Consider the following 21,550-nt stretch of genomic DNA (forward strand, 5'->3'; position numbering starts at 1 on the left):
CCGGTGCCCGTGCCGACGCGCACCCAGCGCGCCACCTGCGTCGGGGACGGCGGCATCGGCGGGTGCGAGCGGCGACACTCCGCCGCGCGCACCTGCCGACGCTGCCTCCCCCGGCTGCGGTGGCCCGGGCGGCGTTCGCTTCCCGGACGGTCTGCGGCACCGCACACCCCCGTGCGCCTACCGTCCGGCCCATGAACCTGCGAGCGAAGACCACCACGGCGCTGCTCGGTGCCGCCACCATCGCGCTGCTGCTCACGGCGTGCGACCCCGGCGGCGCGCAGAACATCGACCCGGTCGGCAAGGTCCCGGGCTCCGAGGAGAAGTCGCAGTCGGCGTCGGACTGCGGGGTCGCCTCCAGCGCCGCGGTCGACGCGATCGGCACGGCGGTCGGCCCGCACGACACCACCGAGTTCGCGAACGTGACGAAGGCCGACGGCGGCTGGTACCTCGGCGCATCCATCGTCCCGTCCGACAGCAAGGACGCGAACGACGACGAGGTCACGGTCTGGGCGACCACCGAGGACCCGACGAAGGACGGGTTCGACGGGGAGCTCTACGCGGTGAACTCCGCGGCGAAGGACGCGACCGCCGACGAGAGCCGCTCGGCCTCCCCGGCGCCCGACTCCTTCAGCGAGGACTCCGACGCGGCGAAGCGCGTCGAGAGCTGCGTCGTCGAGGCCGCCGACCGCTGATCCGACCGTCCGCCCGCGACGAGGCGACCGACCTGCCGACGCGACCCGTTCGCCGGGCCGGTGCCGCGCCTCCCGGCCGTGCCCGCGCCGTCCCGGGACGCGATCCTCAGGTCTGGCAGCGCGGGCACCAGTAGGTGTCCCGCAGCGTCAGCTCGGAGTCGCCGAGCTCGCCGTGCCGGATCGGCGTCCCGCACCGCAGGCACGGCTTGCCCGCCCGGCCGTACACCCAGAACCGTCGTCCGGGCCGGTCGACGCCGGTCGTCACGCGGGCGTTCCGGTCCCGGTTCGCCAGGATGAGCCGGCTCGCCAACGCGATGACCCGTGCCGGGTCCGGAACCTGGCCGACCGGTCGCGTGGGCAGCACCCCGCGCAGGAAGCAGAGCTCGTTGCGGTAGACGTTGCCGAGCCCGGCGAGCACCCGCTGGTCGAGCAACGCCAGGCCGACGGGCCGCGCGGGGTCGGCCGTGAGGTTCGCGAGCGCGACGTCGGCGTCCCAGTCCGGACCGAGCAGGTCCGGCCCGAGGTGCCCGACGACCTCGGACTCCTGGTCGCGCGGCACGACCTCGAGGACGCCGAGCGTGAAGCCGACGGTCGAGACGTCCTCCGCGTCGAGGACCGCGCGCGCCTGGTGCGCCGGCCGGCGCCAGCGTTCGCCGGGCGCGTAGACGTCCCACCGACCCTCCATCTTGAGGTGCGAGTGCACGGTCAGGTCGCCGATCCGGTGGAGCAGGTGCTTGCCGCGGGGGACCACCTCGTCGACGGTGCGGCCGACGAGGTCGAGCGTCGCGTACGCCGGCACACGGAGGTCGGAGCGCGTCAGCACCTTGCCCGCGAGCGCGGTGTGTAGGCGTCGGGCCGCGCGGAAGACGGTGTCACCCTCGGGCACGGAGCACCCCCGGAGTGGTCGGTGTGGGACGGCGGGTGGTCGGGTCGGTCCCGCGGGTCGCGTGCGCGCGGCGCGGCCGGGAGGCGCGGGTCGGGTCGGTCCCGCCGGTCGCGTGCGCAGCGCGCGTCCGCAGGGCGCGGATCGCGTCGATCGCGTCGATCGCGTCGATCGCGTGTGCGCGGCGCTCCCGCGCGGCGTGCGTCGCCTCAGACACGGAGCCGCAGTCCCTGCGGGGTCGCCGTGAACCCCGCCTCGCGCAGCGCCGACCCGAGGGGGGTCTCGAGCACGAAGTCCCCGTCCACCCGCTCGACCGCGAGCTTCTTCAGCCCGGAGCGCACCACGGCGGCGATCGACGCGGCGGCCGCGGCGAGGTCGGCCGGGTCGTCCGTGAAGGTCAGCACCGACTTCCCGCCGCGCTCGACGTAGACGGCGAGCCGCCCGTCGACGGTCGTGACGAGCGCGCCCGCCTTGCGCCCCGGCCGGTGTCCGCGCCCGCCGGTGGTCCCGCCGGCGGAGGAGCCGGTCACCGCGCGCGCAGCCGTGCCGGAGGACGACGTGCTCGGCGAGGTGCCAGCCGCCCCACCACCGGCGACGACCTGGTCGGCGTCGTCCTGCGGCGCCGGGGCGTCGTCGGAGGGCCACGGCAACGCCGCACCGTACGGGTTCGCGGGGTCGGTCGCGGCGAGGGTGAGCGCGCTGCGGTCGTGGTCGCGGTCCGGGCGGGCCTCGTCGTCGAGGTCGCGGGCGTACGTCCGCATCCGGTCGACCGTCGGTCCCGTCGCGAACTGTGCGGCGCCGAGTCCCTCGACGAAGTACCCGCGCCGTGCACGACCGGACTCCTCGAAGCGGCTCAGCACCCGGTAGACGCCCGCGAACCCGCCGCGCACGCCCTCGACCTGCACGGCTCCCCGGGTCACGACGCCGTAGCGCTCGAGCAGCTGCTCGGCCGTCGCCGCGGCGCGCACGGTGGCGTCGGACTCGGCGAGCGGGAGCAACGACCAGCGACCGCCGACCGAGGGCGGCCCGGACTGCGACGGCAGCGTCGGGCGGCGGCGACCCCGGTAGGCGCGGGTCCGCGGGGCACTCGTGCTCTTCGCACGACCGCCGAGCATCGCCCGGAGCGGTGCGAAGGTGTCGTTCGTGATCTGGCCGGCCCAGACGAGGTCCCAGAGGGCCGTGGTCAGGGCCTGGTCGTCGGTGCTGCCGACGGCCTGGCCGAGCTGCCGGAAGAAGTACGCGCCACCGCCCGCGAGCGCACCGAGCACGTCGCGCTGGAGCTCGGTCGTCTCGTCGCCGGCCGGTTCGGCGAGGGTCGTCCCGGCGGTGTCGGCGAGGTGCAGGCGGATCCAGCCGTCGTTGCCGGGCAGGGTGCCGCCGCCGGACCACAGCACCTCGCCCGTGGCCGTGAGCTCGTCGAGCATGCTCGTCGAGTAGTCGGTGACGCGGGACGGCAGCACGAGCGTCTCCCACGCGCTGGCCGGCAGGGCGACCCCGGCGAGCTGGTCGATGACCTGGAGCACGCCGTCGACCCCGCGCAGCCCGCCACGGGTGCCCGGCGTGTGCACGTGCTGCCACGCCGGCAGGAACCGCGCCAGGGTGTCCGGGGAGACCGGTTCGACCTCGTGCCGGAGTGCCGCGAGCGACTTCGTGCGGATGCGTCGGAGGACCTCGGCGTCGCACCACTCGGCGCCCTGGCGGTCGGGACGGAACTCACCCTCGACGACGCGTCGGTCGGCGACCAGGCGGCGCAGGGTGTCCTGCACGACGGCGACCCCGAGCCCGAGTCGGGCGGCGGCGTCGGGCAGCGAGAACGGCCCGTGCGACCGGGCGTACCGGCCGACGAGGTCGCCGAGCGGGTCGGCCACGGGTTCGACGAACGCGGTGGGGACGCCGATCGGCAGCGGGACCCCGATGGCGTCCCGGAGGCGTGACGCGTCCTCGATGACCGACCACCGCGTCGTGCCGGCCTGGCTGAACGAGAGCACGCGGCGGTCGCGCTCCAGGGCCTCGAGGGTCGTCTGCACCGTCGCGACCGCGGCCTGCTGGTCGGCCTCGTCGGCGAGCCAGCTGCGCGCCGTCACCTCGGCGACGTCGAGCGACCCGACCAGGCGGAGCACGTCGACGACGCCCTCGGCGTCCCGCGCGCGGCGGTCGGGCGACAGCCGCTGCAGGTCGCGCTCGACCGTGTCGATGACGGTCGGGTCGAGGAGCTCGCGGAGCTCCGCCCGACCGAGCAGCTCGCCGAGCAGCGTCGAGTCGAGTGACAGCGCCGCCGCTCGGCGTTCGGCCAGCGGGGAGTCACCCTCGTACATGAAGGCCGCGACGTAGCCGAACAGGATCGACCGGGCGAACGGCGACGGCTGCTCGGTCTCGCGCTCGACCAGCCGGATGCTCCGTTCGGCGATCTGGTCGGAGATGCCGAGCAGCGCCGGCACGTCGTACACGTCCTGCAGCACCTCGCGCACGGTCTCGAGCACGATCGGGAACGACGGGTACTTCCGGGCGACGTCGAGCAGCTGCGACGCCCGCTGCCGTTGCTGCCAGAGCGGGGACCGCTGCCCCGGGTTCCGGCGCGGGAGCAGGAGCGCCCGCGCCGCGCACTCGCGGAACCGGGCGGCGAACAGCGCCGAGCCGCCCACCTCGTCGGTCACGAGTGCCTCGAGGTCGTCGCGCTCGAACACGAACAGGTCGGCACCAGGGGGTTCGGCGTCGGTCTCGGGGATGCGCACGACGATGCCGTCGTCGGCCGCCATCGCGTCGCCGTCGATGCCGTGCCGCTCGCGGAGTCGCGCGCCGACCGCCAGGGCCCACGGCGCGTGCACCTGCATGCCGTACGGCGAGTGCAGGATGAGCCGCCAGTCACCGAGCTCGTCGCGGAACCGCTCGACGAGCAGCGTCGTGTCGTTCGGCACGTGCCCGGTCGCCTCGCGCTGGTCGCGCAGGAAGGTCAGCAGGTTCGTCACGGCGCGCTCGTCGAGTCCGCCGGCGGCGACCCTGGCGCGGGCGTCCTCGTCGGAGGCGCCGTCGACCTCGCGCACGAACGCCCCGGTGGCGCGGCCGAGTTCGGCGGGCCGGCCGATGCCGTCGCCCTTCCAGAACGGCACGCGACCCGGTTGCCCGAACGCGGGGCTGACGATGACGCGGTCGTGCGTGATCTCCTCGATGCGCCAGCTCGTCGCCCCGAGGGCGAACACGTCGCCGACGCGGGACTCGTAGACCATCTCTTCGTCGAGCTCACCGACGCGCGATGCCTTCTCGCCGACCATGAAGACGCCGAACATGCCACGGTCGGGGATCGTCCCGCCGCTGGTCACCGCGAGCCGCTGTGCGCCGGGGCGACCGGTCAGGGTGCCGTGCACGCGGTCCCACACCAAGCGGGGGCGCAGCTCGGCGAACTCGTCGCTCGGGTACCGCCCGGTGACGAGGTCGAGCGTCGCCTCGAACGCGGAGCGCGGCAGCGAGCTGAACGGGGCACTGCGCCGCACGAGGTCGAACCAGTGCTCGACGTCGACCGTGTCGATCGCCCCCGCCGCCACCGTGTGCTGGGCGAGCACGTCGAGCGGGTTCGCGGGCACCGAGATCGACTCGATCTGCCCGGACACCATCCGCTCGACGGTCACCGCGCTGTTGACGAGGTCGGCGCGGTGCTTCGGGAACAGCACGCCCCGCGAGATCTCGCCCACCTGGTGTCCTGCGCGCCCGACGCGCTGCAGGCCGCTCGCGACCGAGGGTGGCGCCTCGACCTGGACGACCAGGTCGACCTCGCCCATGTCGATGCCGAGCTCGAGCGAGCTCGTCGCGACGACGCAGCGCAGCCGCCCGGACTTCAGGTCGTCCTCGATGATCGCGCGCTGGTCCTTGGACACCGAACCGTGGTGCGCGCGGGCCAGCACGGGGACCGCGGGGTCGGAGCCGCCGCCGTCCGTCTGCCCGGACTGTCCGATCACCTGCGCCGGCGGCCGCTTCGGCTGCGCGACCGGGGCGTGCGCGGACGCACGACCGGGCGACTGCGTCACCGGGCCCACGGTCCCGGCGGTACCGACAGCCCCGACGGTCGCCGGTTCGCGGTCGTCCCGCGCCGCGAGGACCCGTTCCTCGTGGATCTCGTTGAGCCGGGCGGTCAGGCGTTCGGCCAGGCGCCGCGAGTTCGCGAACACGATGGTCGACCGGTGCTCCTCGACGAGGTCGACCACGCGTTCCTCGACGTGCGGCCAGATCGAGCCGTTGGTCGGCGACTCGGTGGCGTCGGCCCCGACCGGGGGAGCGCCGAGCTCGGTCATGTCGTCGACGGGCACGACGACCCGCAGGTCGAACGTCTTCTGCGCGGGCGGGGCGATGATCGTGACCGGCGCACGGCCGCCGAGGAACCGGGCGACCTCCTCCGCCGGACGCACCGTCGCGGACAGCCCGATGCGCTGCACCGGCTTGTCGAGCAGGTCGTCGAGCCGCTCGAGCGACACGGCGAGGTGCGCCCCGCGCTTCGACGACGCGACCGCGTGCACCTCGTCCACGATGACGGTGTCGACGTTCACCAGGGTCTCCCGCGCCGCCGAGGTCAGCATGAGGTACAGCGACTCGGGCGTCGTGATGAGGATGTCCGGCGGCTGCCGGAGCAGGCGCTGCCGGTCGGACGAGGGGGTGTCGCCGCTGCGGACGCCGACCGTGACCTCGGGCGGCTCCGTCCCGAGCCGGCGGGCGGTCTGCGTGATGCCGACGAGCGGGCTGCGGAGGTTCCGCTCGACGTCGACGCCGAGCGCCTTCAGCGGGGAGACGTAGAGCACGCGCGTGCGCTGCTTGGCCGGGGGCCGGTCGGTGGCACTGATGAGCCGGTCGATCGACCACAGGAACGACGCCAGGGTCTTGCCGGAGCCGGTCGGGGCGACCACCAGGGCGTGCTGCCCGGTGGAGACGGCGTCCCACGCGCCGGCCTGTGCGGCGGTCGGTGCCGCGAACGCGCCGCGGAACCACTCGGCGGTGGCGGGGGAGAAGCGCTCGAGGACGTCCGTCATGGTCCGTCCCATCCTGCCCGCGGCCACCGACAGCGGGCCGAGGAAGCAACTCCTTGACACAACGATAGTTAGCGATCTATCGTTGACGCATCGCGATACGACAATGACTGAAGGGGTCCCGATCGGAACCCACGACCACGAAGGAGTCCTCATGCACCCGATGCACGACGACCAGATGAACCACACGTACGGCCGACGCGACGAGCGCGGTTCCGGCCCCCGCGGCCCCCGCTTCGGCGGTGCACGGCAGCACCACGGCCACGGCTTCCCCGGCCGGGACCGCGGTGACCACGACCACGGCGGACGCGGCGGCTTCGGCCCCGGCGGACGCGGCTTCCCGGGCTTCGGTCCCGGCTTCCCCGGCTTCGGGCCCGGCGGTGGCCCCGGCCGCGAACGCCGCCGCCGCGGCGACGTCCGCCTGGCGATCCTCGGCCTCCTCGCCGAGGGGCCGCAGAACGGCTACGCCGTGATCAAGACGATCGCCGAGCGCACCGACGGCGCCTGGAAGCCGAGCCCCGGCTCGGTCTACCCGACGCTGCAGCAGCTCGTCGACGAGGACCTCGTCGTCTCCACCGGCGACGGTCGCAAGACGCTCTTCGAGCTCACCGACGCGGGCCGGGCCGAGGCCGAGGCGAAGGCGGACGAGATCGCCGCGGCGTTCGCGTCCGCACCCGGCATGCCCGACACGCAGCGCGAGTTCGTCGAGGCGTTCCGGAAGGTGACGGGCGTGCTGCACGTCTACCGGACGAGCGCGACCGACGAGCAGACGAAGGCGGCGACCGCCAAGGTCGACCAGCTCCGCCGGGACCTGCTCCAGATCCTCGCCGACTAGCGGCGCACGTCGCGACTCGACCGGACGACGGCCGGGAGGCGCGTGGCTGGCCCGCCACGCGCCTCCCGGCCGTCACCGGTCGCCTCCGCGACCCGCGGACGGAGCAGACGACGTCGGGTCGGAGCCACCCACCCGACGTCGCCTGCTCCATCCGCAACGTCCGTCGCCCACCAAGCGACCCCCGCCGACGTCAGGCGGCGTCGACGAACCCGGCCACGTCGGCGAGCTCGGCCGCCGAGACCGCGTGCGGCAGGCCCGGGTACGTCCGGTCCGTCACGTCGGTGTGCGCCGCCGCCCACGCCTGCGTCCGTGCGGTCGCCTCGGCGGGGATCACCGGGTCGGCGTCCCCGTGCCCGAGGAACACCCGCGGGCGGACGGCGGCCACGGCGTCGTCACGGGCGTCCGTCACGGGCACGACGAAGCCGGACAGCGACACCGCGAACGCGAACCCCGTCGGACGGGCCCGCAGCAGCTGCAGCGCCATCGATCCCCCCTGTGAGAACCCGAGCAACCCGATGCGCGGGTGGTCGGCGACGACGCCGTCGATCCAGGCCAGGACCTCCTCGACCGCGGCGTCCACGGGACCCGGCGCTGGGGAGCCCGGTGTGCCGAGCGGGTACCAGGAGAACCCCGGCCCCCAGGACATCGGCGCGCGGAGCGATGCCGTCGTCCAGGCAAGGGGCAGCGCGGGTGCCAGGCCGAGCAGGTCGCGCTCGTTCGACCCCACCCCGTGCAGCATCACGAGCAGCGGCGTCCCCGCACGCTCCTCGGCCGGCCGGGTCCACTGCACGAGGTCTGCATCGATCACGGGGACGACGCTAGCCGTCCCCGGAGGCCGCGCCGTACGCCGAACTCGCCGGGCCGACTGGTAGACACGGTGCATGGCCTCGCTGCGCACCCCCGACCCCGACTCCGGCTGGCTGTCCGACGAGGAGCTCGCGAACATCCGCCGTCGGCTGCCCATCTGCTACGTCGAGGCCCTGCCCGTCCGGCTCGACGGCCTCGGCGTCGTGACCGAGGTCGGGGTGCTCCTGCGCGTCTCGCCGAGCGGGTCGATCGCCCGCACGCTCGTCTCCGGCCGCGTGATGTTCGGCGAGTCGATCCGGACCGCACTGTTCCGGCACCTCGAGAAGGACCTCGGTCCGATGGCCTTCCCGCAGCTCCCGGCGAGCCCGACCCCCTTCACGGTGGCCGAGTACTTCCCGCTGCCCGGCGCCTCGGTGTTCACGGACGAGCGACAGCACGCGATCTCGCTCGCCTACGTCGTCCCGGTCACGGGCACGTGCGAGCCGCGCCAGGACGCACTCGAGCTCACGTGGATGAGCCCGATGGAGGCGGCGTCCGACGCCGTCGCCGAGGAGATGGAGGGCGGCCGCGGCACCCTGCTCCGCGCCGGCCTCGCCTCGGTCGGCGCCCTGCACTAGCGCGGCACACTCCCGCACGGGCCAGCCCCGAGCGCGACCGGGCCCGCGCAGGCCCCACGGACGACCGGGCGCGCGACCGGGCCCCGCGCACGACGAAGCCCCCGGATCCGATCGGGTCCGGGGGCTTCGCAGCGCGGTCTGGAGACCGGCTTCAGTGCTTGTCGTTGCGGAGGCTGTCCGCGACGCCGTGCGCCGCGTCCTTGACGTCGTCGACGCCCTGCTTGGCCGACGCCTTGGCCTGGTCGGTCTGACCCTCGGCCTTCAGCTTGTCGTTGCCGGTCAGGTTGCCGAGACCCTCCTTGACCTTGCCGACGAGCTTCTCGCCGGTGTGGTTCTCTTCGCTGCCAGCCATACGGTCTCCTTCCAACGACGGACGATTCCCCGTCGGCCGCTCGCGCGGCGTCCGGTGCAGGAGACCCTACGCCGCCGGACGACCGGGTTCGCACCCGGTGTCCAGGTTCAGCCGGAGGCCGACACCCGACCGCCGGGCCGACTCCGTGGCCGGCGGGGTGCGGGCCCGATCAGTGGCGGTCGGCAGAGCCCGCCGGACGCGTGGCCCGACGCGAGCCGGAGCGGCGACGGGGGCCGCCCGTCTCCGAACCGCTGCTGCGGCCGGCGGCGTACCCACCGTCGGAGGACCACACGGCGCTGGAGCCACCGCGCACGACGTCGCTCGACGCACGACGGCCGGCGGCGCCACCACGACGCTGCCCACCGCCCGTCGCAGCGGCACCCGAGGCCGCACCGCGACCGGCACCGCGGCCACCGGACGTGCCGGCACCCTCGGTCGCCGGACGACCGCCGCGCCCGTTGCCGGACCGGCCGGACGCGACCGACGCACCGGCCGAGGCGGGCTGGGCCGCGCCTCCCGACCGTGCGCCGCGACCACGGCGACGACCGCCGCCGTCACCACCGGCGTCCGCGACGCGCGGCTGGCGCTGGCGCTGCTGCTGCTGGGCGGGCTGCTCCTCGACGTGGCGGATCGGAGCGACCTCGCCGACGAGTGCGGTGACCGCGGGCGAGGTCGCCGTGACCTGCTGCGGCTTGACCGAGATGGCGGCGGCACGCATCATCTGCGCCACGTCGCGGCGCTCGGCCGGCAGCGTGACCGTGACGACGTCGCCCGAGGAACCGGCACGCGCGGTGCGGCCCGAACGGTGCAGGTACGCCTTGTGCTCGGTCGGCGGGTCGACGTGCACGACGAGCTCGACGTGGTCGACGTGCACGCCACGGGCGGCGACGTCGGTGGCGACGAGGACGAGGGCCTCACCGGACGAGAACTTCGCGAGGTTCCGCTCACGCGCGCCCTGCGACAGGTTGCCCTGCAGGTCGACGGCCGGGATGCCCTGGCTCGAGAGCTGCTTCGCCAGGCGCTTCGCGTGGTGCTTCGTGCGCATGAACAGGATGCGGCGGCCGGTGCCCGAGGCGAGCATCCGGACGAGGTCCTTCTTCACGTCGGCGTCGGCGGCCTCGAAGAGGTGGTGCGTCATCGCCTCGACGGGGCTGGTCTCGTCGTCGACCGAGTGCATGACCGGCGAGTGCAGGAACTTCTTGACGAGCTTGTCCACGCCGTTGTCGAGCGTGGCCGAGAACAGCAGGCGCTGCCCCTTCTCGGGCGTCGCCTGCATGATCTTCGTGACACCGGGCAGGAAGCCCATGTCGGCCATGTGGTCGGCCTCGTCGAGGACGGTGACCTCGATCGCGTCGAGCTTCACGTGGCCCTGCTGCATGAGGTCGGCGAGGCGGCCGGGGCAGGCCACGACGACGTCGACGCCGCGGTTGAACGCCTCGACCTGACGGCCCTGGCCCACGCCGCCGAAGACGGTCGTGGTGTTCAGGCCCATGGCCTTCGCGAGCGGGGCGAGGGTCGCGTCGATCTGCGTCGCGAGCTCACGGGTCGGGGCGAGCACGAGGGCGCGCGGTCGACCGGCACGGCGCTGCTTCGGGTTGGCGGCGAGCCGTGCGACCAGGGGGATCGCGAACGCGATGGTCTTGCCCGAGCCGGTGCGGCCGCGGCCGAGCACGTCCTTGCCGCGCAGCGAGTCGGGGAGCGTGTCCGCCTGGATCGGGAAGGCGGTCTCCTTGCCCTGCTGGGCGAGGACGTCGACGATCGGGGCAGGGACGCCCAGGTCGGAGAAACGGGTGGTGGAGTCGGTCATCATGACCCTTCCAGCCGGCGTGGGCCGGCCGTGGGCGCGCTCGTGTCCGGCGCGCGGGCGGGGATCCTGCGCGGCCGGGGAGGCCGGCGCAGTCGCCGCAGCAGAGAGCCTGGGCACCGATGTGCTGGTGCGTGATCATCGACCGGTGACCGGTCGGGAGTTCGGGGCGTCCGTACGACGCACGAGGCGATCGGCGCCTCGAGTACCCCCAGCATAGCGGTCGTCGGCCCCGCTGGGCAGTGGGCGTTCGCCGAGCGCGTGCGATGATCCTGCTCGTGGCCCCTCGGACGACCCCGCGCACCGCCCTCGTCGCGGTCTCGACGGCGGTGCTCCTCGTGCTCGGTGCCAGCGGCTGCGCGGGCGGTGACGCACCGTCCGCGACCACGCCCGTCGGTGTCGCGTCGGCCCCACAGGCCCCGCCGGTCCAGGCCACGGCCACCGGCGGTCCGTCGGCGAGCAGTGCGTCGGTGCGCGCCCTGCCCGCCGGCGGCGTGCCGGACTACCAGCTCGGCGGCGCGTACGCCCCCGCCGCGGACGTCACGGTCGTCGAGCGGGACAGCACCGCCCGACCCGCAGCGGGCGTGTACTCGATCTGCTACGTCAACGGCTTCCAGACCCAGCCGGACGAGACCGACGACTGGCTCGACCACCATCCCGACGCGGTGCTCCGCGACGAGGACGGCGAACCGGTGTCCGACCCCGGCTGGCCGGACGAGGTGCTGCTCGACACGAGGACCGCCGCCACGCGTGCCGAGGTCCTCGCCGTCCTGTCGCCCGTGGTCGCCCGGTGCGCCGAGCGCGGGTTCGCGGCGGTCGAGTTCGACAACCTCGACTCGTGGACGCGCTCGGACGGACGGCTGACCCGCGCGGGCAACCTCGCGCTCGCCGCCGACCTGGTGCGGACCGGGCACGCGCACGGCCTCGCGGTCGGGCAGAAGAACACGCCCCAGCTCGGTGCGGCGGGGCGGCAGCGGACGGGCTTCGACTTCGTGGTCGCCGAGGAGTGCGTGCAGTACGACGAGTGCTCGGCCTACACCGACGTGTACGGCGACCAGGTGGTCGACGTCGAGTACGCGGACACCCTCGGGCGGCCGTGGTCCGAGGTGTGCGCGCTGGCGGAACGGCCCGCGATGACGATCCTGCGGGACCGGGACCTCGTGGTGCCGTCCGACCCGGCGTACGTCGCCGAGCACTGCTGACGCGGTCGCGTCGGTCGGGAGGCGCGGTGCGGGTCCGTCGCGCTGGTGGCGGTCGGTGGGACCGGCCGGGAGGCGCGGTGCGGGTCCGCCCCGCCGGCTGCGGTCGGACGTGCGGGGCCGGTGGGGAGGCGCGGTGCGCGTCCGCCCCGCTGGCTGCGGTCGGTCCGGTCGGTCCGCGGCAGGCGGTGACGGTCGCCGGCGTGGCCGTCAGGTGGTCAGGCGGGCCAGGCCTCGTGCACGGCGGCGGCGGCCTGGTCGGCGGAGAGTCCGGCCTCGCGGGCGGCGGCGACGAGGGCACGGGCGGCCTCGGTGACCGGACCAGGGACCTCGACCGGTCGGACGACCCGCGTGCCGGCACCCCGTGCGGTGTGCACGAGGTCGGCCTCCTCGAGCAGCTGGTAGGCCTTCGCGACGGTGCCGGCGGCGAGCCCGAGCTCCTCCGCCAGGGCGCGGACGCTCGGCAGGCGCTCGCCGTCGACGAGGTACCCCGCCGTGATCTGGGCCGCGATCTGCGACCGCACCTGCTCGAAGGGTGGCACCCGCCCGCCGGCGTCGAGGGCCACGAGTCCGGTCATGCGCTCCATGTGCTGTCCTGCTCGTCGAGGGTCAGAAGTCGTACTGCTCGCCGACCGGGATCGGCACCGCGACCGTGTTGCCGGGCGGCGCGAGCGGGCACGCCCAGGCCGGGTCGTACGCGCACGAGGGGTTGTAGGCGAAGTTGAAGTCGAGCACGAGCTCGCCGTCGTCGCCCCCGAGGTCGGCGCCCTTGATCGTGTCGAGCAGGTACCGTCCGCCGCCGTAGGTGCCCCGGGCCCGGCCCGCGCTGGCGTCCTTCACGGGGACGAACACGCCGCCCGCGTAGCCGCCGTGCGACCACACGTCGAGCGACCCGATGCCGGGCAGCCGGACGACGCCCAGGCGGTCGAAGTGCACCGTGCCGTCGGTCCCGGTCTCGACGTCCATCGCCAGGGGCTCGGCGGTCTCGACCCGGGCGCGGAACCGCCACTCGGGGTCGTAGTCCGGGACGGGCAGCGCCTCGAAGTCGCGGGCGTCCTCGTCGAGCAGCGGGCTCGCGGGGTGTTCGCCGAACATGGCGTCCCGCGTCTCGCGCCACATCGCGTGGGCGGTCTCGGGCTCTGGCGTCGCGCGGACCCGGCGGTACAGGTCGAACGTCATCCGACGCCAGTCCACGGTCGCGAGCGTGCTGTGCACACGGTCCTGGGCCCTCGGCTCCTGCGTCTGGCTCACACGGCGAGCGTACGCCCGGGCGCTCCGCGTGTGCCAGCGACCGGCCGCGATCGTCCCGTCACGGCACCGCACCCGCCGTGCGGGGTCGACCGCCGGGTCAGGCCCCCTGGCGCCAGGTGGGGGCGAGCTGGCGCATCCGCAGGGCGCGCCACTGCCAGATGACCCACATGCCCGGCCAGAGCGCGATCCCGAGGACCGCGGGCCGCATCCGGTAGGTCAGCCGGTCCAGGAGCAGCGTCCGCCCGTCACCGAGGTCGACCGTCGCCATCCGGTGCGCCATCGTCATGCGCCCGAACAGCCCGGAGACGCCACCGCCGTTGTCGCGCTGCACGGGGACGCCGTCGACCTCGTACCGGTCGATGTCGACGTGGGTGTCGCCGCTCGGCACGACGCCGAACGCGTCCGCGGTGATCGGGTGGGGTTCGCCGGGTGTCCACCGCACGGGCAGGCCCTCGGGGGACCGCGACCGGTACACCAGGAACGGCTTCGTCACCGCGACCATCACGGCCGGGGACAGCAGGGCGTCGCGCACGGTGTCGACCGGCGCGTCCAGGACGATGCGGAGTCCGACGTGCATGCGCCGGACGCTACCCGCGGACGCTGGGACGTCCGAGCCGGCCCGCCGTCACCTCGCGGTCGGCGGAACGCGCGTCAGGCGTGCCGTGCGGCCCGGCGGCGGGAGCCCTCGGCCCGGTCGCGGTTGCGGAGCCGCTCGGTGAGCGACAGCCGGACGGTCGGCCACTCGGCAGCGGTGATCGAGAAGACCACCGTGTCGCGCAGGGTGCCGTCGCGGCCGATCGCGTGGCTGCGGAGCACCCCGTCCTGCTTGGCGCCGAGGGACGCGATCGCCGCGCGGGACTGCTGGTTGTGCCAGTGCGTCCGGAACTCGACCGCGATGCACTGCCAGGTCTCGAACGCGTGCGACAGCAGCAGGAGCTTGGCCTCGGTGTTGATCCCGGTGCGCTGCGCCGCTCGGGCGAGGAACGTGTACCCGATCTCGACGCGGCGGTTCGGGACGTCGATGTTCGCGAAGGTCGTGGCCCCGACGACCCGGCCGGTCGGACGGTCGCGGATCGCGAACGGCACCATGCGGCCGGCCTCGTGCTCCGCGAGCCGGCGCTCGATCTCGCCGTCGACCGCGTCGGGCGCCGGGACCGAGGTGTACCAGGTGCGCCAGAGGTCGCCGTCGGTGACCGCCGCCCGCAGGTCGTCCGCGTGCTCGGGGTCGAGCGGCTCGAGCGTCACGCGGTCGCCGGTCAGGGTGGGGACGGGGGCGAGCTCCATGGTCACCGATCCTACGGTCGGTGGCGCTGACCGATCGACCTCCGGACGCCGCCCGCGGACAGGGCTCCTGAGCGGACGGACAGGCCGTCGCGCTCGGTATCGTGGCCCCGTGGCAGCACGCACCCAGGGGCAGTACCAGGTCCGGTTCGCGTGGGGCGTCGCCGGCGCCGAGCGCGTCGCCGCGGACGCTCACCTGGTGGTCTGGGTCGACGTCCTGCCCGAGCGACGTGGCACGTCCGCGGCCGACCGGGACCGCGATGCCCGGGCCGCGGCAGCCCGCGTGCCGGTGGGGCCGGAGGTCGTGCTCGGCCACCTCGGGAACGCGCGTGCGGTCGCGGAACGCGTGACGGGCCTCCAGGCCGAGCGTGGTGACCGGTGCGTCGTCGCGGTCGTCGCCGCGGGCCGGACCGCGGGGCCGCACACGGACGCCGCCGAGGCGGCGGGCGAGCCCGCCGACACCGCAGAGGCCCCGGACCCCGCCGTCGAGGACCTGCTCGCGGCCGGTGCGGTCGTGGACGCCCTCGTCGCCGTCGGCATCGACCACATCGCACCAGAGGCGGCCGCCGCCTGCGCCGCCTACACGGGGCTGCGACAGGCGGTGCGGCACCTCGTCAGCGCCGCCGAAGGGGCGTCCGGTCTCGACCGTGAGGACGTGCGGACGGCGCTCGCCGCCGGACCGGACCTCGTCGTCCTCCGACCCGGCACGCAGCGGGACTGCTCCACTGCGCAGCGGGAACAGGGACCGCGCGCGTAGCGTTCCGGATCGCAGGCGTCGCCCCGACGCCACGAGTGGAGGAACACGTCATGAAGGCAGTCGTCGGCGACACCGTGATCGCGGAGGCCCCGAAGGAGGACCTCGTCCAGATCGAGGGCAACTGGTACTTCCCGCCGTCCAGCGTGAAGCCCGAGTTCTTCACCGAGAGCGACACCCAGTACCACTGCCCGTGGAAGGGCGACACGCAGTACTACACGGTCACGGTCGACGGGCAGGCGCTGCCCGACCGCGCGTGGTCGTACCCGACGCCGATCCCCTCGTCGTTCGACCGGGTCGGCCAGGACTACTCGGGCTACTACGCCTTCTGGAAGGACGTCCGCGTCGTCGACTGACGCCGGCGCCCCACGCGGTCGTGCGTGCGGGCCGGTCCCGCGTGACCGACCGCGCGCCTCGCGCGGTCGTGCTCACCCGGTCAGGGTGAGCACGACCAGCGCGACGTTGAGCGCGACGATGACGGTGGCGATCACCCACGCGACCACCCGGGTGGCGACCGCGTTCGCGTCGTCGCCCATCACGCTCCGGCGCGACGTGTAGGCCACCAGCGGCACGATCGCGAACGCGATCCCGAAGCTCAGCACCACCTGGCTCACCACGAGCAGCATCGTGGCGTCCGCCCCCACCGCGAGCAGCACGAGCGCCGGCACCAGGGTCACGAGCCGCCGGGCGAGCAGCGGCACCCGCACGTGCAGCAGCCCGTGCATGATCTCCGCGCCGGCCATGCAGCCCACCGAGGTCGACGCCAGCCCCGACGCGAGCAGCCCCACGGCGAAGAGCACGCCGACGACCGGGCCCACGTTCGCCTCGATCGCCGCCTGTGCGCCCGGGATCGTGTCCGTGCCCGCGACGCCCGGCAGCGTCGCCGCCGCGAGCACGAGCATGCAGACGTTCACCCCGCCGGCGACGACGAGCGCCAGTGCGACGTCCCACCGGGTCATGTGGAGCACCCGGCGGCGCTCGGGACCGGCGGGGGTGGCACCGTGCCGGTCGCGGGCGAGCGCCGAGTGCAGGTACACGGCGTGCGGCATCACGGTCGCGCCGAGCATCGACGCCGCGAGCAGCACCGACCCGGAGCCCTCGAAGCGCGGCACGAGCCCGGACACGAGTTCGCCGGGCGAGACCTGCGCGAACAGCAGTCCCGCGCAGAACCCGACCGTCAGGACCGCGAGCATGGCCGTGACGACGACCTCGAACGCGCGGGCGCCCCGGCGGTTCTGCAGCACGAGGATCGCCATCGACACCACGCCCGTGATCACCCCGCCGGCGACGAGCGGCACGCCGAACAGCAGGTGCAGGGCGAGCGCCCCGCCGATGACCTCGGCCACGTCGGTCGCGGCGGCGACGACCTCGGCCTGGGCCCAGAACAGCAGGCGCGGCGCTCGACGCATCCGCATGCCGAGGAGCTCCGGCAGGGACTTCCCGGTGACGACCCCGAGCTTCGCGGACAGGTACTGCACGACGACGGCGCTGGCGTTGGCGGCGACGAGGACCCAGAGCAGCAGGTAGCCGTACGTCGCCCCCGCGGTGAGGTTGGCGGCGACGTTGCCCGGGTCGACGTAGGCGATGGCGGCGACGAAGGCCGGGCCGAGCAACGTGAGGCTGGCGGCGCGACGGCGCGGAGCGTCACCGGTGGGTGCGCTCGTCGGGGCGGCGGTGTCGGTCACGCGACCAGGATGCCAGAGGATTCGGGAGACCGAATCCAGTGATTCGGCGCGGTGCAGAAGGAGCGGACGGAGCGGCCGACGGCCCGTTGCTCGGTGCCCGCCGCTCAGGCCGCCGCGCGCCGGGCCCGGTGCGCCCGCACCTTCGCCCGGTTCCCGCACCGCTGCATCGAGCACCAGCGGCGGGTGCCCCCACGGGACGAGTCGTAGAAGACGAGCCCGCAGTCCTCCGCCGAGCACCGGCTCAGGCGCGTCGGCTGGCCGTCGGCGGCGACGTCGTCGAAACCGACCTCGGTGAACAGGGCCACCGCGTCCCGCGCCACGCTCGACAGCGCCTGCGCCAGGCGGACCCGGTTCGCCCCGGCGCGACGGCGTCCGCCGGGCAGGCTCGGCGGCACGTCGGGCAGTGCCGCGAACAGGTTCACGGTGTCGATGTCGTCGGGTGCCGGTCGGGTCCGTCCGGTCCCGGCGCGGAGCCCGGCGGCGACGGCGGTCCGGGTGGCGGCGTCGTCGGCGGGAGCGGGTGCGGCGGCCACGGCGAGGCGTCCGATCGCGGCACGCAGGGCCCGTGCGTCGAGGAGCTCCCGGGCGCTCGCGCCGACGTCGATCGGTTCGGTGTGGTCGCCGAGCCACTCGTCCAGGTCGGCCGGGGTCACGAGGAGCTCGCCGAGCCGGGAGCGGGGGCGTCGCCCGTCCGGGTCGTCCGCGAAGCCGCCCGTGTGCGCGAAGTCGAGGGCGATCCGGCCGGCGTCGAAGAACCACGACGACCCGCTGTCCGTCCGGATGTGCTGCCCCGTGTGCATCCGCCCAGGCTAACGGCTCACCGGCGCGCCTCCACGCTCGGGATCGATCCTGCGGTATCCGAGCGACGGCGCCAGGTGATCGTGTTCCGCGGGTCGAACCGGCGCGAGCACGCAGCACACGCGAGCGTGCGCGTGGGGGTGCGGTACCGGACGTGCTCGTGCCCTGCGGGGCACGTGCCGACCCACGGCGCGAGCTCGGAGGCGACGGGGCCGTCGTACAGGCGGGACCCGGTGTACCCGATCCCCGCGGCGGTCCGTCGCCACGTCGGACCGTGGCCGGCGCGCGGTCCGGCCATCGCGTGCGCGACCTCGTGGAGCAGGACCTGCTCGACGTCCTCGTCGGACACCCGGGCGGCGATGTACCGGCTCACCGTGATGCGGCGTCGGCCGAAGTCGCACTGGCCGGCGCGGGTCTTCGCGTGGTCGAACGCGAAGGTCCAGTCGCCCGGTCCGAGGTGCTCGGCGAGGAGCTGCTCGGCGCGCTCCCGGACCTGGTCGGGCGCGGTCACCGGCGTCCGGCGCCGCCGAGCCCGGGGCCGGTGTCGTGCGCGTCGGGGTCGGGCTCGTCGCGCGGCGCCTGACCCTTCGACGCGGCGCGGGCGGCGATGCGGCCCCACAGCTCGTCGGCCTCGGTCCGTGCGGCGTCCGGGGCCCCGAGCACGCGACGGCGGACGGGCGGGATCTGCTTGACCGGCTCGGCGACGCGCGTGGTGGCCGGTTCGTCGTCCTCGGCCCGGCGTGCGGCGACCTCGCGGGCGGTGCGGGGCCGGTCCTCGGCGGGCTTCGGCTGCGCCGCGGAGGCCCGGAGCGCGGCCTCGACCGCGGTTCGGAGTGCCTCGGTGCGCTCGGACGGGGCGCCGGCCTGGCGGAACGCCTGGTACGCCCGGGACAGGGCCGACCGGGCCTCGTCGAAGCGGGACAGCTCGAACAGCGACCAGCCCTCGAGCTCGGCGGCCGCGCCCTCGAGCTCGGGCCAGTCCTCGGTGCGGGCGGTGTCGCGGGCCATCGCGGCCTCGGCGGCGGCGCGCTCGTACCGGCCGAGGTCGTGCAGCACGTGGGCCCGTCGGATCCGGGAGGCCACCTTGTCGGAGCGTTCGCCCGTGAACATCGTCAGGCGGAAGACCTCCTCGGCCACGACGAGCGACTCGTCCAGGCGGCCGAGCAGGCGCAGGAGTTCGGCGCGTTCGGCGAGGGCGTCGGTGCTGCGGCTCTGCCCGAGGTCGCGGAGGCGCTGCTGCACTGCCTCGGCGTCGACGGCGGGACGCAGGCTGATCGGCGCGAAGGTGCTCCCCGGGCTGACACCGGCGGTCACCGGGGCGGCGTGGCGGGGCTCCCGGGCGCGGTCGTCGCGGTCGGGCTGCTGGCTGTCGTCGGGCGGGAGGGACATCGGGTCGAGCGTAACCGCGGCCCGCCGTGAACGAGCGGTGCCACGCGCACGGGGGGCACGAGGACGCCGCGACGCCCCCGGTGCCCCCGGACGACGACGGCCCGCCCCGCGGCGCGGGACGGGCCGTCGGGCGGGTCGTGGTGTCAGCTGTTGCCGACGACCGCGGACGCGGCGATCGCGATGTACGTGCCGAAGGTGGCGACGGTCGCGACGACGGCGAGGATGATCGCGAACAGGCCCCAGCCGCGCCCGCGCTTCGTGGCGACGGCGATGATGCCCTGCACGAACGCCCAGAGGCCGAGGATCGCGGCGATGCCGACGACGACACCGGCCGACCCGACCGACGACAGCGCGGACGGGTCCTGCATGAGCCGCTGCTGGAGCTCCTGCTGGCTCGGGGCGGTGCCGCCCTGCGCGAGCCCGTCGAGGATGCCGCTGTTCGCGACCGCCGCGCCGATCATGGCGCCGCCGATCACGCCGACGACGAGCGACAGCAGCCCGACCAGGAAGGCGATCACGCCGACGGTCTTCTTCTTGCGCTTCGGCTCCTCGTAGGCGTGCCAGGCCGGTCCGCCGGCCGACGCCGGGGCCGCCGACGCGGCGTACGGCTGGTGGGACCCGTGCTGCTCGCCCCACGTGGGGGAGTCGTGGCGGTCGCCCGCACCCTCCTTCGGCGCGTGCTCGCCGTAGCGGGGCGCCTGCTCGCCGTACTGCGGGGCACGCTCGCCGTACTGCGGTGCGCGCTCGCCGTACCGCGGCTCGTCGTCGCGGTCGCGGGCCTCCGACGCACCCCACCGCGGGGCGTCCTGCTGGTCGGCGTGCTCGCCGTACCGCGGTGCGTCCTCGGGACGGTGCTGCGGTGCCTCGCCCCAGCTCGGGGCGCGGCCGTCGCCCGCCCCGTCCTCGTTGCTCCGGTCGTCGTTCGTCATCAGGGGACTCCCTCGCTCGGTCGCGCAGCCGCGCGGTCGTGTCCCCCATCCTGGCAGCCGGGTGGTGGACACGTCCGGCGGGTCGTCGGTGCCGACCGTGCGTCCGGCGGTCTGCCGCGACCACGGACGGACGGGAGGCGCGGTGCGCGACCGGCACCGCGCCTCCCGTCCGGCACCCGGTCACCCGGGTGCGCGCGTCAGCCGCCGAAGACGCTGCGGTTCGGCTCGGGCGAGGCGACGGCGGTCTGGTCGGTCACGACCGGCGCCCCGGCCGTGAACGCGCGCAGCTCGGCACCGTGCACGACCTTGGCGGGCATCGGGTCGGACGAGTACAGCCGGGGCATCTCGGCGACCGGTAGGTCGGTCGGCGACCCGAGCAGCACGATGTTGCCGAAGCGCCGGCCCTTGAGCATGCCGGTGTCGGCGACGGCCGCGACCGAGGGCAGCACCGCCTGCAGGGTCGCCGCCTGGCCCCGGGCGAAGGCCAGACCCGCGCCGTCCGCGACGTTCACCGCCACGACGCCGGTGGGGGACAGGAACGCGGCGACCTCGCGGTAGAACTCGATGCTCGTCACGTGCGCGGGGATCTGCGAGCCGCCGAACACGTCGACGACGGCCAGGTCGACCGTGCCGCGCAGACCGGCGGGCAGCTTGCCGAGGACCTCGCGGGCGTCGCCGTACCGCACCCGGATCGAGGCGCCGCGGGGGAACGGCAGCTCCTCGCGCACGTGGTCGACCAGGTCGCGCTCGAGCTCGACGACCTGCTGGCGGGACCCCGGCCGGGTCACCGCGACGTAGCGGGGGAGCGTGAGGGCACCGGCACCGAGGTGCAGCGCCGTCACCGGGCCGGGCGGCAGCAGGTCGATCGCGTGCCCGATCCGCCGGATGTACTCGAAGGCCAGGTGCGTCGGGTCCTCGAGGTCGACGTGCGACTGCGGCGTCCCGTCGACGACGAGCGTGAAGGACCCGGGGCGGTGCCGGTCCGGTTCGACCGAGGCCCAGCCCGCACCGATCCGGAAGCCGTCACTCGCATCTGCCATGCCCCCATGGAACACCACCCGCGATCCCCACCCGGACCACCACCCTGGGGTGGTGTGCCCGCGCCGGCCCGCTCGCGAGGCTGGTGGCACCGGTCGGGGACCCCCGCCGGACACCCACCGGAAGGGGCGCCGCCGACGTGGCCCGTTCCCCGTCCGACCGGTGCCCAGCAGACGTCGAGGCGGCACACGTAGCATCCCGGGGTCGTCACCCGACCGGTGTCGAGC

22 protein-coding genes are annotated in these 21,550 nt (G+C 74.9%); 6 read left to right on the plus strand and 16 right to left on the minus strand.

Annotation, left to right across the window (positions count from 1 at the left end):
* Positions 1–191 precede the first annotated feature (191 nt).
* The gene (locus BEP24_RS07845) at positions 192–692 is read left to right on the plus strand and encodes a hypothetical protein (protein ID WP_065962064.1); all 501 of its coding nucleotides are present in this window, start codon (positions 192–194) and stop codon (positions 690–692) included.
* Positions 693–798: 106 nt separating this feature from the next.
* Here the strand turns inward: BEP24_RS07845 and BEP24_RS07850 are convergent, their stop codons facing one another.
* The 3 genes from BEP24_RS07850 to BEP24_RS07860 are packed head-to-tail and all read right to left on the minus strand — an operon-like array spanning position 799 to position 6,587.
* A complete protein-coding gene (locus BEP24_RS07850; RefSeq protein WP_065962067.1) occupies positions 799–1,578 on the minus strand; it encodes a DNA-formamidopyrimidine glycosylase family protein in 780 nt (259 codons plus the stop codon).
* On the minus strand, positions 1,565–1,792 hold the full coding sequence (locus BEP24_RS07855; RefSeq protein WP_065962068.1) for a hypothetical protein: 228 nt from the start codon (positions 1,790–1,792) through the stop codon (positions 1,565–1,567). Before BEP24_RS07855 ends, BEP24_RS07850 begins: the two co-directional genes overlap by 14 nt.
* Positions 1,785–6,587, minus strand: a complete 4,803-nt coding sequence (locus tag BEP24_RS07860) for an ATP-dependent helicase (protein ID WP_065962070.1) — start codon at positions 6,585–6,587, stop codon at positions 1,785–1,787. The genes BEP24_RS07855 and BEP24_RS07860 overlap by 8 nt, the downstream gene beginning before the upstream one ends.
* A 151-nt stretch (positions 6,588–6,738) precedes the next feature.
* Here BEP24_RS07860 and BEP24_RS07865 point away from each other — a divergent pair, with 151 nt between their 5' ends.
* Positions 6,739–7,419: a PadR family transcriptional regulator gene (locus BEP24_RS07865; RefSeq protein ID WP_253181631.1), complete on the plus strand. Its 681-nt coding sequence runs from the start codon at positions 6,739–6,741 to the stop codon at positions 7,417–7,419.
* A gap of 190 nt (positions 7,420–7,609) precedes the next feature.
* Here the strand turns inward: BEP24_RS07865 and BEP24_RS07870 are convergent, their stop codons facing one another.
* Entirely contained in the window at positions 7,610–8,227 is a 618-nt protein-coding gene (locus BEP24_RS07870; RefSeq protein ID WP_065962072.1) for an alpha/beta hydrolase-fold protein, read from the minus strand.
* Positions 8,228–8,300: 73 nt separating this feature from the next.
* On the opposite strand from BEP24_RS07870, the gene BEP24_RS07875 reads away from it, so the two are divergent.
* Positions 8,301–8,843, plus strand: coding sequence for an NUDIX hydrolase family protein (locus BEP24_RS07875; RefSeq protein WP_065962073.1), 543 nt, complete (start codon positions 8,301–8,303; stop codon positions 8,841–8,843).
* Between the two features lie 151 nt (positions 8,844–8,994).
* On the opposite strand, the gene BEP24_RS07880 is transcribed toward BEP24_RS07875, so the two are convergent.
* A complete protein-coding gene (locus BEP24_RS07880; protein WP_065962075.1) occupies positions 8,995–9,195 on the minus strand; it encodes a CsbD family protein in 201 nt (66 codons plus the stop codon).
* Positions 9,196–9,364: 169 nt separating this feature from the next.
* Positions 9,365–11,002, minus strand: coding sequence for a DEAD/DEAH box helicase (locus BEP24_RS07885; protein WP_065962105.1), 1,638 nt, complete (start codon positions 11,000–11,002; stop codon positions 9,365–9,367).
* Between the two features lie 275 nt (positions 11,003–11,277).
* Between BEP24_RS07885 and BEP24_RS07890 the strand changes: the two genes are divergently transcribed.
* The gene (locus BEP24_RS07890; protein WP_253181632.1) at positions 11,278–12,201 is read left to right on the plus strand and encodes an endo alpha-1,4 polygalactosaminidase; all 924 of its coding nucleotides are present in this window, start codon (positions 11,278–11,280) and stop codon (positions 12,199–12,201) included.
* Between the two features lie 215 nt (positions 12,202–12,416).
* Here the strand turns inward: BEP24_RS07890 and BEP24_RS07895 are convergent, their stop codons facing one another.
* The 4 genes from BEP24_RS07895 to BEP24_RS07910 form a co-directional block, all read right to left on the minus strand.
* Positions 12,417–12,785, minus strand: a complete 369-nt coding sequence (locus BEP24_RS07895; RefSeq protein WP_083230207.1) for a GntR family transcriptional regulator — start codon at positions 12,783–12,785, stop codon at positions 12,417–12,419.
* Positions 12,786–12,807: 22 nt separating this feature from the next.
* Positions 12,808–13,377, minus strand: a complete 570-nt coding sequence (locus tag BEP24_RS07900; RefSeq protein WP_065962110.1) for a DUF1684 domain-containing protein — start codon at positions 13,375–13,377, stop codon at positions 12,808–12,810.
* A 169-nt stretch (positions 13,378–13,546) separates the two neighbouring features.
* The gene (locus BEP24_RS07905; RefSeq protein ID WP_065962078.1) at positions 13,547–14,026 is read right to left on the minus strand and encodes a hypothetical protein; all 480 of its coding nucleotides are present in this window, start codon (positions 14,024–14,026) and stop codon (positions 13,547–13,549) included.
* A 74-nt stretch (positions 14,027–14,100) separates the two neighbouring features.
* Positions 14,101–14,733, minus strand: a complete 633-nt coding sequence (locus tag BEP24_RS07910) for a GNAT family protein (protein WP_065962079.1) — start codon at positions 14,731–14,733, stop codon at positions 14,101–14,103.
* A gap of 109 nt (positions 14,734–14,842) precedes the next feature.
* Here BEP24_RS07910 and BEP24_RS07915 point away from each other — a divergent pair, with 109 nt between their 5' ends.
* Both BEP24_RS07915 and BEP24_RS07920 read left to right on the plus strand, forming a co-directional pair.
* Positions 14,843–15,487, plus strand: coding sequence for a hypothetical protein (locus tag BEP24_RS07915; RefSeq protein ID WP_065962080.1), 645 nt, complete (start codon positions 14,843–14,845; stop codon positions 15,485–15,487).
* Positions 15,488–15,537: 50 nt separating this feature from the next.
* Complete coding sequence (locus BEP24_RS07920; RefSeq protein ID WP_065962111.1) at positions 15,538–15,840, plus strand: DUF427 domain-containing protein; 303 nt, start codon at positions 15,538–15,540, stop codon at positions 15,838–15,840.
* A gap of 72 nt (positions 15,841–15,912) precedes the next feature.
* Here BEP24_RS07920 and BEP24_RS07925 read toward each other — a convergent pair whose 3' ends face one another.
* From BEP24_RS07925 to BEP24_RS07950, 6 genes are all read right to left on the minus strand, one after another.
* Positions 15,913–17,169 carry an Nramp family divalent metal transporter gene (locus BEP24_RS07925; protein WP_065962082.1) on the minus strand — a complete coding sequence of 419 codons (1,257 nt, stop codon included), beginning with the start codon at positions 17,167–17,169 and terminating at the stop codon, positions 15,913–15,915.
* 104 nt (positions 17,170–17,273) lie between these two features.
* A complete protein-coding gene (locus BEP24_RS07930) occupies positions 17,274–17,969 on the minus strand; it encodes a CGNR zinc finger domain-containing protein (protein ID WP_065962084.1) in 696 nt (231 codons plus the stop codon).
* A gap of 17 nt (positions 17,970–17,986) precedes the next feature.
* Positions 17,987–18,478 carry a SprT-like domain-containing protein gene (locus BEP24_RS07935; protein WP_065962087.1) on the minus strand — a complete coding sequence of 164 codons (492 nt, stop codon included), beginning with the start codon at positions 18,476–18,478 and terminating at the stop codon, positions 17,987–17,989.
* On the minus strand, positions 18,475–19,356 hold the full coding sequence (locus BEP24_RS07940; protein WP_065962089.1) for a hypothetical protein: 882 nt from the start codon (positions 19,354–19,356) through the stop codon (positions 18,475–18,477). Before BEP24_RS07940 ends, BEP24_RS07935 begins: the two co-directional genes overlap by 4 nt.
* 143 nt (positions 19,357–19,499) lie before the next feature.
* Positions 19,500–20,285: a DUF4064 domain-containing protein gene (locus BEP24_RS07945; protein WP_065962091.1), complete on the minus strand. Its 786-nt coding sequence runs from the start codon at positions 20,283–20,285 to the stop codon at positions 19,500–19,502.
* 197 nt (positions 20,286–20,482) lie between these two features.
* The gene (locus BEP24_RS07950) at positions 20,483–21,325 is read right to left on the minus strand and encodes a spermidine synthase (protein WP_065962092.1); all 843 of its coding nucleotides are present in this window, start codon (positions 21,323–21,325) and stop codon (positions 20,483–20,485) included.
* Between the last annotated feature and the right edge of the window lie 225 nt (positions 21,326–21,550).

This window comes from Curtobacterium sp. UCD-KPL2560 (assembly GCF_001705035.1).
In the GTDB taxonomy this organism is placed as follows: Bacteria; Actinomycetota; Actinomycetes; order Actinomycetales; family Microbacteriaceae; genus Curtobacterium.

Excerpts from the sequence above, each read along its gene's own strand:
- BEP24_RS07880 (WP_065962075.1), bottom strand. The coding sequence starts at position 9,195 with ATGGCTGGCAGCGAAGAGAACCACACCGGCGAGAAGCTCGTCGGCAAG.
- BEP24_RS07875 (WP_065962073.1), top strand. The coding sequence starts at position 8,301 with ATGGCCTCGCTGCGCACCCCCGACCCCGACTCCGGCTGGCTGTCCGAC.
- BEP24_RS07865 (WP_253181631.1), top strand. The coding sequence starts at position 6,739 with ATGCACCCGATGCACGACGACCAGATGAACCACACGTACGGCCGACGC.
- BEP24_RS07950 (WP_065962092.1), bottom strand. The coding sequence starts at position 21,325 with ATGGCAGATGCGAGTGACGGCTTCCGGATCGGTGCGGGCTGGGCCTCG.
- BEP24_RS07895 (WP_083230207.1), bottom strand. The coding sequence starts at position 12,785 with ATGGAGCGCATGACCGGACTCGTGGCCCTCGACGCCGGCGGGCGGGTG.
- BEP24_RS07920 (WP_065962111.1), top strand. The coding sequence starts at position 15,538 with ATGAAGGCAGTCGTCGGCGACACCGTGATCGCGGAGGCCCCGAAGGAG.
- BEP24_RS07905 (WP_065962078.1), bottom strand. The coding sequence starts at position 14,026 with ATGCACGTCGGACTCCGCATCGTCCTGGACGCGCCGGTCGACACCGTG.
- BEP24_RS07930 (WP_065962084.1), bottom strand. The coding sequence starts at position 17,969 with ATGCACACGGGGCAGCACATCCGGACGGACAGCGGGTCGTCGTGGTTC.
- BEP24_RS07900 (WP_065962110.1), bottom strand. The coding sequence starts at position 13,377 with ATGACGTTCGACCTGTACCGCCGGGTCCGCGCGACGCCAGAGCCCGAG.
- BEP24_RS07910 (WP_065962079.1), bottom strand. The coding sequence starts at position 14,733 with ATGGAGCTCGCCCCCGTCCCCACCCTGACCGGCGACCGCGTGACGCTC.
- BEP24_RS07945 (WP_065962091.1), bottom strand. The coding sequence starts at position 20,285 with ATGACGAACGACGACCGGAGCAACGAGGACGGGGCGGGCGACGGCCGC.
- BEP24_RS07885 (WP_065962105.1), bottom strand. The coding sequence starts at position 11,002 with ATGACCGACTCCACCACCCGTTTCTCCGACCTGGGCGTCCCTGCCCCG.
- BEP24_RS07940 (WP_065962089.1), bottom strand. The coding sequence starts at position 19,356 with ATGTCCCTCCCGCCCGACGACAGCCAGCAGCCCGACCGCGACGACCGC.
- BEP24_RS07845 (WP_065962064.1), top strand. The coding sequence starts at position 192 with ATGAACCTGCGAGCGAAGACCACCACGGCGCTGCTCGGTGCCGCCACC.
- BEP24_RS07860 (WP_065962070.1), bottom strand. The coding sequence starts at position 6,587 with ATGACGGACGTCCTCGAGCGCTTCTCCCCCGCCACCGCCGAGTGGTTC.